This is a genomic window from Streptomyces sp. NPDC002690 (assembly GCF_053592415.1).
In genome coordinates, this window is record NZ_JBSFVR010000024.1 from 15,681 (window position 1) to 27,741 (window position 12,061).

At 71.1% G+C, this 12,061-nt stretch carries 12 protein-coding genes; 5 read left to right on the top strand and 7 right to left on the bottom strand.

Features of this window, described 5'->3' with window-relative positions:
- Positions 1 to 46 precede the first annotated feature (46 nt).
- The 4 genes from ACWD3D_RS05855 to ACWD3D_RS05870 form a co-directional block, all read right to left on the bottom strand.
- Complete coding sequence (locus ACWD3D_RS05855) at positions 47 to 1,201, bottom strand: substrate-binding domain-containing protein (protein ID WP_451459677.1); 1,155 nt, start codon at positions 1,199 to 1,201, stop codon at positions 47 to 49.
- Between the two features lie 17 nt (positions 1,202 to 1,218).
- Positions 1,219 to 2,100 (bottom strand): carbohydrate ABC transporter permease, encoded by an 882-nt coding sequence (locus ACWD3D_RS05860; protein ID WP_451459678.1) that lies wholly within the window; start codon positions 2,098 to 2,100, stop codon positions 1,219 to 1,221.
- 139 nt (positions 2,101 to 2,239) lie between these two features.
- Positions 2,240 to 3,295 (bottom strand): carbohydrate ABC transporter permease, encoded by a 1,056-nt coding sequence (locus tag ACWD3D_RS05865; RefSeq protein ID WP_451459679.1) that lies wholly within the window; start codon positions 3,293 to 3,295, stop codon positions 2,240 to 2,242.
- Positions 3,292 to 4,626: an ABC transporter substrate-binding protein gene (locus ACWD3D_RS05870; RefSeq protein WP_451459680.1), complete on the bottom strand. Its 1,335-nt coding sequence runs from the start codon at positions 4,624 to 4,626 to the stop codon at positions 3,292 to 3,294. Before ACWD3D_RS05870 ends, ACWD3D_RS05865 begins: the two co-directional genes overlap by 4 nt.
- 547 nt (positions 4,627 to 5,173) lie before the next feature.
- Here ACWD3D_RS05870 and ACWD3D_RS05875 point away from each other — a divergent pair.
- From ACWD3D_RS05875 to ACWD3D_RS05885, 3 genes are all read left to right on the top strand, one after another.
- Positions 5,174 to 6,640 carry a sulfatase-like hydrolase/transferase gene (locus ACWD3D_RS05875; protein WP_451459681.1) on the top strand — a complete coding sequence of 489 codons (1,467 nt, stop codon included), beginning with the start codon at positions 5,174 to 5,176 and terminating at the stop codon, positions 6,638 to 6,640.
- A gap of 297 nt (positions 6,641 to 6,937) precedes the next feature.
- Positions 6,938 to 7,171: a hypothetical protein gene (locus ACWD3D_RS05880; RefSeq protein WP_328719799.1), complete on the top strand. Its 234-nt coding sequence runs from the start codon at positions 6,938 to 6,940 to the stop codon at positions 7,169 to 7,171.
- A 327-nt stretch (positions 7,172 to 7,498) separates the two neighbouring features.
- On the top strand, positions 7,499 to 8,425 hold the full coding sequence (locus ACWD3D_RS05885) for a RimK family alpha-L-glutamate ligase (protein WP_451459682.1): 927 nt from the start codon (positions 7,499 to 7,501) through the stop codon (positions 8,423 to 8,425).
- A gap of 124 nt (positions 8,426 to 8,549) precedes the next feature.
- Here the strand turns inward: ACWD3D_RS05885 and ACWD3D_RS05890 are convergent, their stop codons facing one another.
- Positions 8,550 to 8,975 carry an SRPBCC family protein gene (locus ACWD3D_RS05890; protein WP_451459683.1) on the bottom strand — a complete coding sequence of 142 codons (426 nt, stop codon included), beginning with the start codon at positions 8,973 to 8,975 and terminating at the stop codon, positions 8,550 to 8,552.
- Between the two features lie 220 nt (positions 8,976 to 9,195).
- Positions 9,196 to 9,573, bottom strand: coding sequence for a VOC family protein (locus ACWD3D_RS05895; RefSeq protein WP_451459700.1), 378 nt, complete (start codon positions 9,571 to 9,573; stop codon positions 9,196 to 9,198).
- A 225-nt stretch (positions 9,574 to 9,798) separates the two neighbouring features.
- On the opposite strand from ACWD3D_RS05895, the gene ACWD3D_RS05900 reads away from it, so the two are divergent.
- Positions 9,799 to 10,638: an alpha/beta fold hydrolase gene (locus tag ACWD3D_RS05900; RefSeq protein ID WP_451459701.1), complete on the top strand. Its 840-nt coding sequence runs from the start codon at positions 9,799 to 9,801 to the stop codon at positions 10,636 to 10,638.
- 58 nt (positions 10,639 to 10,696) lie between these two features.
- Here ACWD3D_RS05900 and ACWD3D_RS05905 read toward each other — a convergent pair whose 3' ends face one another.
- Positions 10,697 to 11,242 (bottom strand): flavoprotein, encoded by a 546-nt coding sequence (locus ACWD3D_RS05905; RefSeq protein ID WP_451459684.1) that lies wholly within the window; start codon positions 11,240 to 11,242, stop codon positions 10,697 to 10,699.
- A 189-nt stretch (positions 11,243 to 11,431) separates the two neighbouring features.
- On the opposite strand from ACWD3D_RS05905, the gene ACWD3D_RS05910 reads away from it, so the two are divergent.
- Entirely contained in the window at positions 11,432 to 12,058 is a 627-nt protein-coding gene (locus ACWD3D_RS05910; RefSeq protein WP_451459685.1) for an SMI1/KNR4 family protein, read from the top strand.
- Positions 12,059 to 12,061: the final 3 nt, after the last annotated feature.

Genomic DNA, 12,061 nt, shown 5'->3' on the forward strand with positions numbered 1-12,061 from the left:
TGGGGGTGGCCGCCTCGGGTCAGGCGGGCCGGGTGGCCGCCTCGGGTCAGGCGGGCCGGGCGCCGCAGGACTGGCGGACGGTGATGCTGGGGCGCAACAGGATGCGATGGCGGGCCGATCCGGGTTCGCGGAGCCTTCGCAGCAGCGTCTCGGCGGCGGTACGGCCCAGCAGGTGTTTGGGGGGTGCCACGGCGGTGAGCGGGATGTCGGCGAGGTCGGCGATCTCGTCGTCGTACGCGACGAGCGCGAGGTCGTCGGGGACGGTGAGCCCGGCCCTGCGGGCGGCGCCCTCCAGGAGGGCCGCCTGCCGGTCGCCGAAGCAGACGGCGGCGGTGGCGCCGCCCGCCCGGAGCGCGGCGAGGGCACGGTCGGCGGTGGCGGGGCTCCACTCCTGCCGGGTCGCCTCGAACTCCGTTGTCGCGCAGCCGAGTTCGGCCGCCGCCTGCCGGTATCCCTCGATCAGCGGCGGGGCGGTCGGGGCGGGGGCACGCAGGACGAGCCCGATGGAGCGGTGGCCGAGCACGGCGAGGTGCCGTACGGCGTCGTAGGCGCCCGCCTCGTGGTGGGTGCAGACGTACTCGCTGGTGTCGCCGAGCGAGGTGCCGCGCCGCTCGATCAGGACGGCCGGGACCGGCAGGGCGGCGATCCGCGCCAGGTAACTCTCGCGTTGCTCGGTCCCGTTGAAGGTGGGGACGAGCAGCAGCCCGTCCGCTCCGCCGTCGAGGAGATCCGCCACGTCCCGCGCTTCGCGCTCTTGGTCGTACCCGGAGCAGGTGAGCAGCAGGCGGGCGCCGGCGGCGGACAGCCCCTCCTCGATGCCCTGGAGGACCTGCGGATAGTAGAACGTGGTGTCGGGGACGAGTACGCCGATCAGGGCGCGGGCGGTGCGGGGGGCGTCGGGCGCCAGGACGAAGGTGCCGGAGCCCTGCCTGCGTACGACGAGCCCCTCGGCGATCAGTTCGTCGACCGCGCGTCGCACGGTGGAGACCGACGATCCGCTGCTGAGGGCGAGTTGCTTCTCCGTGGGCAGGCGCCCGCCGACCGGCCAGGCACCGTCGCGCACCTGTTGCCGCAGCTCCTGGGCGAGGAGCCGGAACTTGAGGTCCTTGGGCCCCTGCGCGAAGGCCCTGCGGCCGGGCGTCTCGCGGTCCCTGTCGGCGGGCATGTCGTCGGGCATGCGGTCGGCCCTGTCGTCGGCCATGTCGTCTCCCTTGAAGGTCACTTGACGGAGCCGACGGTCATGCCTTCGATGATCCGGCGGCCCAGCCATACGTAGCAGGCGAGGACCGGGAGGACGACCACGGCCACGCCGGCGAACAGGCCACCCCAGTCGGCGCCGTTGTACTGCATCTGCTGGAGGAAGCCGAGGAGCGCCAGGGAGAGCGTCTGGTGGTCGGTGTTCTGGATGAAGACGAGGGCGAACACGGTCTCGCCCCAGTGCTGGATCACGTTGAGGATCAGCACGGTGACCAGGCCGCCGCGCGCCAGCGGGAGCATGACCTGCCAGAACGTACGGAAGGCGGACGCCCCGTCGAGGGCTGCGGCCTCCTCCAGTTCGACCGGCAGGGTCGAGAAGAAGCCCGTGAGGAAGAAGACGGCGAACGGCAGAGAGGTCGCGACGTAGACCACGATCAGGCCGAACAGGCTGTCCACCAGCAGCAGTTTGTTCATGACCACGAAGAGCGGCAGCATCACGACCTGCGCCGGGATGCCGAGACCGAGGGCGAAGAAGAGGACGAAGCCGCCGTTGAACCGGGTGGTGACCCGGCTGAGGACGTACGCGGCGGGCGCGGCGAGCACGAGGGTGATCACGGCGGTGCCGCCCACCACGACGAGGGTGTTGACCGCCGCCACCCCGAAGTTCCCCTCGCTCCAGGCCCGGGAGTAGTTGTCCCAGTGCAGGGCACCCGGCAGATGCCACGGCGAGTTGAAGATCTCGTCGCCGCTCTTCAGCGAGGAGAGCAGCAGCCACAGCCCGGTGAGGATGTTGAAGCCGGCGACGATCCAGACCAGCGGGACGCCGAGGACCTGGGTGGTGGTGAGCCGGCTCCTCGTGCGGGCGAGGCGGCCGGGGGGACGACCGGACGTGGTGACGGCCATGGCGGCGGGGCCTCCTGTGGTGGGTCTGGGACACGCGGGCTTCTCGGGGTGTTCCGGTGTACGGGGCGGTTCGGGCGCCGGGCCGCGCCGCGGTGGACGAGTGTCCCCGGGCGCGATCCGGTCGGGGTGGACCGCGCGGTCAGAACTGCACGGTGTCGCGCCGCATGACGCGGCGGATCAGGACGACGAGCACGCCGACCAGGGTCACCATCACGACGGCGCTCGCCGCGGCGGAGCCGTAGCGGGGTACGCCACCGGAGGCGAAGGCCTCCCCGTAGGTGTAGAGCGCGGTGTTCCACACCCCGGCGTCGGGCATCTGTCCGGCGGCACCGGCGAAGGCGTAGATGAACTCGAAGACCTTGACGGCGCTGATGGTCCACAGCACCGCGCAGACGCCGACGACCTCCCACATCAGGGGCAGGGTCACATGGCGGAACTTCTGCAGCGCGTTGGCTCCGGCCAGCTCGCAGTCCTCGTACAGCTCCGGCGGGATCTGGTCCACGGCGGCCATCAGGATGGTGGTGTAGAAGCCGGTGGACGTCCAGACCAGGCCGACCATGATGACCCGGAAGATATTGCTCTGGCCGAGCCAGTTCGGCGGGTGCTCCATGCCCAGCGCGCCCACGAGCGCGTCGGCGAGTCCGTCGTGCTGGAAGAGGAAGCCCCAGAGGATCGACAGGACCACGCTGGGCACGATGTTGGGGAAGAAGAGGATGGAGCGGGCGGCCTTGCGGCCCTTCATGTCCCGCAGCACCATCGTCAGCCCGAAGGAGACCAGGAAGGTCAGTCCGCCGACGCCCAGGATGATCCACAGGGTGTTGGTGAACGACTGCTGGAAGGTCGGATCGTCGAACAGACGGCGGTAGTTGTCGATCCCGACGAAGCTCATGGGGCCGGCGCCGCCCCATTTGTTGAAGCTGAGCCACACCGTGTAGAGCGACGGGCCGGCGAAGAATACGACGTAGACGAGGACGGCCGGCGCGAGGAGCGGCCAGAACAGCTTGCGGCGCCGGGCGGCGAGCGGGCTGGGGCGGGCGGCGGCCGGCTTCTTCCCCGTGCGCCCCTTGCCGGTGGCGGCGGGCGCCGCCGCGTCGGTCGCCGTCCCGCCGTCGGACTTCACGTCGCGGACCTCCGTGTCGGTGGACGTGGTCCCGGTGGCCGTCATCGCGGTGGCCGTCGTCCCGGTGGGCGTCACGAGGCGTTCTTCCAGTAGTCCGCGGTGCCGGACTTGAGCTTCCCCGCGAAGGACTCGGCGCTCAACTTGCCGGTGATGAAGCTGGTGTTGAGCGGCTGGAAGACCTTGGTGTACCACTCGGCGGCGGTCTCCTTCACGCCGTCGAGCGTCTTCACGGGCGTGCCGTCGACCAGAGCCTTCTGTGCGTCGGCGAGCTCGGCCGGGGCGGGGATGTCCGCGCGCGGGGTGATGTTCTTGGCCTCGGTGGAGATGCCGGAGAGCTGCCGCTTGGCGAGGAAGTAGGCGATGAACTTCGACGCGGCGTCGGTGTTCTTCGCCTTCTTCGGGATCGAGAAGCCGATGAGCGAGATGTCCTGCGCCTGCTTCCCGCCGTCCGTGTTCACGGCCGGCACGGGGAACGAGCGGTAACTGAACCCGGGCGAGGCGAACTCGGCCGTCTCGCTGGGCGCGAAGGTGCCCAGCAGCAGGAAGTCGGACTTGCCCTTGGCCCACTTCTGCTGCACGGCGGGCCACTTGGATCCGTCGTACCCACCGGTGAAGTCACCGGCCTTGACCAGGTCCTGGACCTTCCCCAGCGCGGCGACGAACTCCGGCGCCTCGAAGGCCTTGCCGGTCGGGTCGGCGGCGGCCTTGCCGAAGGCGCCCGGGCCGAGGGCGCGCAGAACGGCGTAGTACGTCCAGTAGGCGGAGTAGTCCGCGATGTCGGAGTCCAGGGCGAGTGGGCCGTCACCGCGGGCCTTCTTCCGGTCCGCCAGCAGTGCGGTGAACTCGTCCCAGGTGGCCGGCGGCTTCGCGGCCACGTCGGGCAGGGCCTTGCCGTCGTACCAGACCTGAGTGGTCAGCACCTCGTACGGGATCTGCCAGAGGGCGCCCTTGTCGGTGTTCAGGTCGCGGTAGGCGGCCGGTACGACGCTGCCGACGGTGCTGCCGCTCTCGCCGGGAATCTCCTGGTCGAGCACGGAGGTGAGGTCGAGCGCCTGGCCGGTGGCCTGGAGCTGTGCGTAGGCGAAGCGATCCGCGGAGTCGATCAGGTCGGCGGGGACGTTGGAGGTGTTCAGGGTCGGCGCCAGCTGCTGGACGACCTGCCGCCCCTTCCACTGGACGCTGACCTTGATGCCGGTGTCCTTGGTGAAGCTGTCGATCGCCGCCTGGACCACCTTGGCCTGCGGTTCGTTCTGCTTCCACATGGACCAGTAGGTGAACGAGTCGCCGCCCCCGCCGGCCGAGGAGGCGCCGGACGAACAGGCGGATGCCGTGAGGCCGAGGGTCGCCGCCAGGGCGACGGCGAGAACGGTGCGGCGCGAGAGGCTCGCGGATCGGTCGGAAGGCATGGCTCTCCTCGGAGACGGGGGTCTGAGGCGGGGCTGGCGAAGTGGCCCAATGATTTCCAGCCATTCATAGAGGGGTCAATCGCTTGAGGAGCGAATGAATCCCCTATGAATTTTGCGAGGTCGCGGCACGATCTGCCACAGAAACCGCTCAGCAGCAGGGAATTACGGGTGTCGAGCAGGGAGCCGGGAGCCGAACCCGATTCCAAGACATCAGTAATTCATCTCCTTGAAACAGTTGACTTATCCGGCCACCAGAGCCCACGCTCTGCACAGCCCGGCGAACCCGCCGGGGCGGTCGAACCCACCGGGACGGCCGGACCCACCGGGGCGGCAAAGGCAGCCGGGGGCCCGTGGGCGCCACCGGCCGCTCGGCCCCCACCGCCGCGGGCTCGACTCCCGTACGGGCGACCCGATTTCCGTACCGCCGGCCCGGCTCACACCACCACCGGCCCGGCTCACGTACCACCCGCCCGGCACACGTACCACCCGCCCGGCACACGGACCGCCCGCCCGGCTCCCCGTTCGGCCCACCCGAGGAGGACTTCCCATGGCCAGCCGCGACCCGCTCCGCCCCAACGTCCTGCTGATCCTCTCGGACGACCAGGGGCCGTGGGCCATGGGCTGCGCGGGCAACGACGAGATCCACACTCCGCATCTGGACGCGCTGGCGGACCGCGGGGTCCGTTTCAGCCGCTTCTTCTGCACCTCGCCGGTCTGCTCCCCGGCTCGCGCCTCGCTCTTCACCGGTGAACTGCCGTCCCAGCACGGGGTGCACGACTGGCTCTCGTACCATCACGCCGGACGGACGGGCATCGACTTCCTGTCCGGCCGGACCCTCTTCACCGACGTCTTCGCCGACGCCGGCTACCGCCTCGGCCTCAGCGGCAAGTGGCACCTGGGCGCCAACGACCGCCCCCGCAAGGGCTTCGTGCACTGGTACGCACACGAGAGCGGCGGCGGTCCGTACTACGGCGCCCCGCTCTACCGCGACGGCGTCCGCACCGAGGAGCCCTCCTACCTCACCGACGCGCTCGCCGACGACGCCCAGGACTTCCTCACCGCCGAGTCCGACCGCCCGGAGCCCTTCCACCTCTCCCTGCACTTCACCGCCCCGCACAAGCCGTGGAAGGGGCAGCACCCGGCCGAGTACACGGCGTTGTACGAGGACTGCGCGTTCGACAGCTGCCCGCAGGGCCCCGCACACCCCTGGCAGCCCGTGGACGAGAACGGCGCCCCGGTCGGTGGCGAGAGCGACACCCGCGAGGCCCTCGTCGGCTACTTCGCCGCCACGACGGCGATGGACGCGGCGATAGGCCGGGTACTCGACCGGCTCGACGCGCTCGGACTCACCGAATCCACGCTGACGATCTTCACCAGCGACAACGGCTTCAACGCCGGGCACCACGGCATCTGGGGCAAGGGCAACGGCACCTTCCCGCAGAACATGTACGACAGTTCGGTGCTCGTCCCCTGTTTGATGTCGCAGCCCGGCCGCATCCCCGCCGGGCGGCACAGCGAGGCGCTGCTCTCCCAGTACGACGTCCTGCCCACACTCGTGGAACACCTCGGCATCGACCACGACCACGACCCCGCCCTCCCGGGCCGCTCCTTCGCGGACATCCTGGCGGGCACCGGGAGCGGCACGGACGGTCCCGCGGGCAACGAGGGTCCGGAAGACCCCGACCGCGAGCGGATCGTGGTCTACGACGAGTACGGTCCGGTCCGCATGATCCGCACCCGGGACCGCAAGTACGTCCACCGCTACCCGCACGGGCCGCACGAGTTCTACGACCTGGCCGCCGATCCGGGCGAGGAGCACAACCTCGTCGGCGACCCGTCCCGCGCCACCGAACGCGTGGCCCTCGCCGCCCGCCTGGACGCCTGGTTCGCACGGTACGTGGACCCCGCCCAGGACGGCGCCCGGCTGCCGGTCACCGGCTCCGGCCAGCGGACCCCCGTCTCCCCCGGCTCGCTGCCGACGGCCTTCGAACCGGCACCGGGCAGCGCCCCCTGAGGCAGCTGTGACGGTTTCGGCGAGCCGCCCGGCCGCAGCCGTCCGCGCGGGGCTTCGCGAACGGCTCGCACGGGCCGATCGCACCCCCGTCAACCTGCCTCTCGGTTTTCATCCCCCCGCTCCCGACCGGTGGTCCGGCCGTCCGGAGCGGGCGCCGCGACGACGCCGGTAGGGCCCCGGCGCGCGCACCCGGACGAACCTGCGCGGGCCTGCCCCGCATTCCATACCAACCGGCCCGTTTCTGCCTCACTCTAGGTATCCGAAGATCACCCTTCGGATACGGAGAGGACGAGAAGAGTGAACGCCAAGAGAAGCGAACCCGCCGTCGGAGCGCTGGTGGTGGACGCGTCACGCCCCGGTGTGATCGGCGAGTTCCGGAGCGTCTCGGGCTCCTTCTGGCAGCTGCGGCCGGTGGCCGGAGGGGCCGAATGGCAGGCCGATCCGGAGCAGGTGCGGTTCGCGGACCCCGCCGAGCGGCTGCGCGCCGAGAACGCGCGGTGCAACGCGCGGAGCCGGGGCGAGCGATTGTGACCCGGAAGTGCCGCGTCGGCTTAGGTTCGCCTTGGCACGCAGTCCTTGGCCGACGCGGCACCAGGTGGACACCGGACAGGGCACGGGCCCACCCCGCCGGAGCCCGCCCCCGCCGGCCGAAGGGTGTCCCGTCCTCGCTCCCGGCACACGGCCACGGCCACGGCCACGGCCACGGCCACGGCGCCGGGACGCCCCGGGGTGAGCCCCCCGCTCCCCGGGTCCGGAAAGCTCTTTGGGGTGCAACATCCCTGATTCCTCCCAGGAATCCATGCCTCCGCGCTACGTTTCCGCCGGCTCTGACATCGAGGCTGGAGAGGCGAACAGGCAATGAAGCGAGCGGAGTTACTGCCCCCGACGGACGTATGGCTGCTGGTACGGGCGCTCCCGGTCCCCCTGCAAGGCGCGACCCACCGACTGGCCGACGCCCTCGCGGCGGTCCACGGCCCGAGGTTCGCCGTATGGCACACCAACGAGTTCGTGTTCGGTGTCCGTGCGGGGCGGCTGTTCCTGCGGACCCTGGGCGGCGCGGAGGTACCCGCCCCGAAGGTCGTCCTCGTACGCCAGACCCCGGGCTCCATGCACCATGACCGCGAGGTGACCCTGCTGCGGCACCTGGAGCGCATGGGGTCCGTCCTCCTCAACCCGCTGGCGGCGCACCTGGTCTGCCGCAACAAGGTCTGGCAGATGCAGGAACTGGCCCTGGCCGGACTGCCGGTGCCGGACACCCTCTCGTACGGGACGGCGCCTCTGGAGGGGGTGGTCCGCACTGAGGGCCTCGACACCCCGTGCGTGGTCAAGTCGGTCACCGGCCACAAGGGCAAGCAGGTCTTCCTCGCCCCCGACACCCATCTGCTGCGCGGCATCGCGGGCGCTCTGGCGCAGGAGACCCCGCACCTCTTCCAGGAGTACGTCTCGCACTCGCACGGCCGGGACCTGCGGCTGATCGTGGTCGACGGCGAGACCGTGGGTGCCGCCGTACGCACCTCCCGCAACGGCGGCCTCGCCTCGAACATCGGCCAGGGCGGCTCCGCCACCGTCTGCCCGGGCGAGTATCCGGAGGCGGAGGCGCTGGCCGTGCGGGCGGCCGGGGCGATGGGCCTCGCCATCGCCGGGGTGGACCTGCTCTTCGCCTCGGAGAACACCTTCACGGTCTGCGAGGTCAACGCGGTCCCCGGCTGGCGCCCGCAGATGACGGCGGTGATCCCCGCCATCACGGCGGGCGTCGACCGCCGCATCGAGGCGTGGGGCGGCTGAGGCCGGCCCCTTCGCCTCCCGCACCCGCGCGGCCGGGCCCGGCCGACACGCCCTGCGCGGGTTCCCGGCGGAATTGCCGCCGGGACCCCTCGGCCGGGCTCCGGAGTGCGGCGCCCGCGAGGCCTCAGGACGAGGGCGGTGCCTCGACGACCCGCTGGAACTGGCCGAGATCGTAGTTGGCGAGCACCGAGTCGAGGTTGGTGACGGCTCCTAGGTGCTCGACGAACCCCTTGGGTTCGTACTCGATCTGAAGGGTCACGCGGCTCGCGGTGTCGTTCAGGTGATGGAACGTCACCACTCCGGCGTGCGTGACGCCCTCGACCGTCTTCCAAGCGATGCGGTCCTCGGAGATCACCTCGGTGAGTTCCGCCGTGAAGCTCTTGTCCACCCCGGGAAGCGACAGCCACCACCGGAAGTGGACGTCATCGATCCTCTCGACCCTCTCCACATGGCTCAGGAACTCGGGCCAGCGAGTGACGTTGCTCCACAGTGCCCAGCTCGTTGCCACCGGCACCTCGACGTCGACCGTCTCCACGATGGATGCGGACATTTCGCGCCCCTTTCCTGCTGATGCTTCGGCCCGTACCCTCCATCGACTACCCCTCGAACCCGGGATCACTACCGCGACGCCGAGAGTGTGGATCGGACCCGCCGCACTGCCGCGCGTCGTCCGTTTCCTGAGCGGGGCGGACCGGGCCACGTGCCCCCGAAGGGTCCGGGTGGTCCCGGGCACGGTACGCCAAGCCCGTGGGAGGAGGGCTGCGACTCGATCAGGGTTGGGGGCGGTTGCGGCAGAGGCAGAACGGGTGCCCGGCCGGGTCGGTGTAGACCTGCCAGCCGTAGCCGGACTCGCCGACGAAGCTCTTCAGGAAGGTGGCGCCCAGCTCGGTCACCCGACGCCGCTCGGGCTCGAACTCGTCCACTTCGAAGTCGAGGTGGAACTGCTGCGGATGGTCCTGGCCCGGCCAGCTCGGCGGCTGGTAGTCCGCCACCCGCTGGAACGACAGCTCGATGCCGTCGTTGCGCAGGTTGACCCAGTCCTCCTGGCTGGTGTCCGTGTTGATCTCCCAGCCCAGTACCTCGGCGTAGAACTCGGCCAGCTTCCACGGGTCGGGGCAGTCGAGGATGACGTCGGTGAACTTCAGCATCGGATCATCGTAGGCGCACAGCCGGACGCGCGCGATGGTGAATTCGGCGATCCCCGGCAGGGGTTCGGTGAAGATCCGGACGCTGACGCCGCTCACCGGCCCACGGTCCGCCCTCCTCGCCGGTGCGGTGTCGACGCGTTCTCGGGGCAGGCGCCCCATCCTGGGGAATACCGGGGAAATACCTGGTGAGAGGTACGGATCATGCCGGAGACGAGGAGGCCGACGGTGGAGTGGGAACTGGGCGAGGAGTTCGGGACGCCGGACGGCGTCATGCGCTGGCGGCGCTTCGGCGACGGAGGTCCCACCGGCGACGCCCCCCTCGTGCTGGTGCACGGCACCCCGTACTCCTCCTTCCTCTGGCGGGACATCGCGCCGGCGCTCGCCCGTACCCGCACGGTCTTCGTCTTCGACCACCTCGGCTTCGGCCGGTCGGAGCAGCGCGAGGGGCAGGACCTCGGCCTGGCGGCCCACGCGAGGAGGTTCGCCGCTCTCCTCGACCACTGGGGGCTGTCCTCCCCCAGCGTCGTCGCGCACGACATCGGCGGCGCCGTGGCCCTGCGGACGCTGCTGCTGGAGCGGCGGAACTACCGGGACCTGACCCTCTTCGACGCGGTGAGCGGCGGCGACTGGGAGCGGGGACTCTTCCGGCTCTTCCTGGAGCACACGGAGGTGTTCGAGCAGCTGCCGGAGTACGCGCACGAGGCGCTGGTGGCCGCCCATCTGCGGCACGCCACGCACGTCGGCTTCCGGCCGGGAGTCCTGGACGCGTACCTCGCGCCGTGGCGGGGAGCCGCGGGGCAGGCCGCGTTCTACCGCCAGTACGGCCAGATCAGGCAGGCGGACACCGCCCCGTACGAGGATCTGCTCGGCACCCTCTCCCTTCCGGTACGGCTCATCTGGGGGCGGGAGGACCGCATCCTCCCCCCGGAGTACGCGCGATGGCTGCACGAGCGCGTCCCGCACGCCGAACTGCACTGGATCGAAGGCGCGGGTCACCTCCTCCAGGAGGACGCGGCGGGGCAGCTCGTGGCCCGTCTCACCTCCGGGTTCCCCGCGAAGGCGTGAGCCTGCCGCCACGGGCCACGCCCAGGGGGAGCGCCGCCCCCACGCGTCCGCAGGTGCCCTACGCGTCCGCAGGTGCCCTGCGCGGGCGGAGCAGGTCGAGCACCTCGGTCCAGTCGTACGCATCGCGCCCACCGGCCGCCTCGGGCTGATGCGGTACGTGGCCGCCGACCAGGACACCCATGGAGCGGAGCCGGTGCAGGCTCTCCTCGTACGCGGGGTGAGCGGCCTGCGCCGCGTTGACGTAGGGCTGCACGGCTACGGGGATGCCGAGCCCGTACGCCTCGCAGAGGATGCCGAGTGCCAGGGTGTCGGAGATCCCCGCGGCCCACTTGTTGATGGTGTTGAAGGTGCCGGGCGCGACCGCGATGGCATCGGCCGGCGGCAGCGGCTGCGTGCTGCCGGGACGGCGCCACGCGGAGCGGATCGGGTAGCCGGTCTGGGCCTCGACGGCTTCCTGATCGATGAACCCGAGCCCGTTCGGGGTCGCGATCACGCCGACCCTCCACCCCTCGGCCTGCGCCGCGGAGATGAGTTCGCCCACGCCGTCGGCGACGCCGGAGGCGCAGACGACGACGTAGAGGAACGGTTCGTGGTGCTCGGTCACGCCTGATCTCCCCGCTGTCGGCCGGTTCCGCGTCGGTACGGCCGGTCCCCGGTCCGGGAGGGGCGGGGACGGCTCCGGCTGCACGCGCCCAAGTCTGCCCTGCGGCCCCCGGGTCGGTGAGGGGTTCGCCGTACGCCTTCGGAAACCCTCCCGGGCGGCAGCTCGCGCCAGTCGCCTATCCTCACCCGCATGGCGACGGACTGGATGGCGGAAGCCGAGCGGCTGGGCCGGGGGCACCGTCCCCACGATCCGGTTCCGCCGCTCGCGGCCGGGCGGAATGGCTCTCCGCCACCGCTCTCCGAGGCGGAAGTCCGCGCGGCCGAGGCGGAGTTGGGGATCACGTTCCCCGAGCAGTACCGGGAGTACTTGCTCCGGGAGAGCGCCGGTGGCGTGGTGAACCGGCTGCGGCGCACCGCTGCGGGCTGGGGCTGGGACGGGGATCACCACACCAACCTCGCCCTGCTCTCCACCGCCTTTCCGCATCCGGACTCCTGCCGTGCCCGCGAGGAGGAGCTGGACGCCCGTGAACCCCGGCCGGAGGACTTCCCGGACCCCGGCGCCCACCTGGCGGCTCGGGCGCGGTGGGACGCCGAGTACGAGGTGTTCCAGGAGTACAGGACCGCCGGAGCGGTGTACGTCCAGGACAACGGCTGCGGCTTCTCGACGCTTCTCGTGGTCACCGGTCCGCACCGGGGCACTCTGTGGTTCGACGGCCGGGCCACCTGCGACCGGATTCTTCCGTTGAACCTGGACGGCGGGCCGGTGTCGTTCGTGGAGTGGCTCGACCGGAGGTCCATGGACCTGCTCGACTGGTGAGCA

Bases quoted from the DNA above. Each gene is read 5' to 3' on its own strand.
- ACWD3D_RS05855 (WP_451459677.1), bottom strand. From the start codon at position 1,201: ATGGCCGACGACAGGGCCGACCGCATGCCCGACGACATGCCCGCCGAC.
- ACWD3D_RS05860 (WP_451459678.1), bottom strand. From the start codon at position 2,100: ATGGCCGTCACCACGTCCGGTCGTCCCCCCGGCCGCCTCGCCCGCACG.
- ACWD3D_RS05870 (WP_451459680.1), bottom strand. From the start codon at position 4,626: ATGCCTTCCGACCGATCCGCGAGCCTCTCGCGCCGCACCGTTCTCGCC.
- ACWD3D_RS05875 (WP_451459681.1), top strand. From the start codon at position 5,174: ATGGCCAGCCGCGACCCGCTCCGCCCCAACGTCCTGCTGATCCTCTCG.
- ACWD3D_RS05885 (WP_451459682.1), top strand. From the start codon at position 7,499: ATGAAGCGAGCGGAGTTACTGCCCCCGACGGACGTATGGCTGCTGGTA.
- ACWD3D_RS05890 (WP_451459683.1), bottom strand. From the start codon at position 8,975: ATGTCCGCATCCATCGTGGAGACGGTCGACGTCGAGGTGCCGGTGGCA.
- ACWD3D_RS05895 (WP_451459700.1), bottom strand. From the start codon at position 9,573: ATGCTGAAGTTCACCGACGTCATCCTCGACTGCCCCGACCCGTGGAAG.
- ACWD3D_RS05910 (WP_451459685.1), top strand. From the start codon at position 11,432: ATGGCGACGGACTGGATGGCGGAAGCCGAGCGGCTGGGCCGGGGGCAC.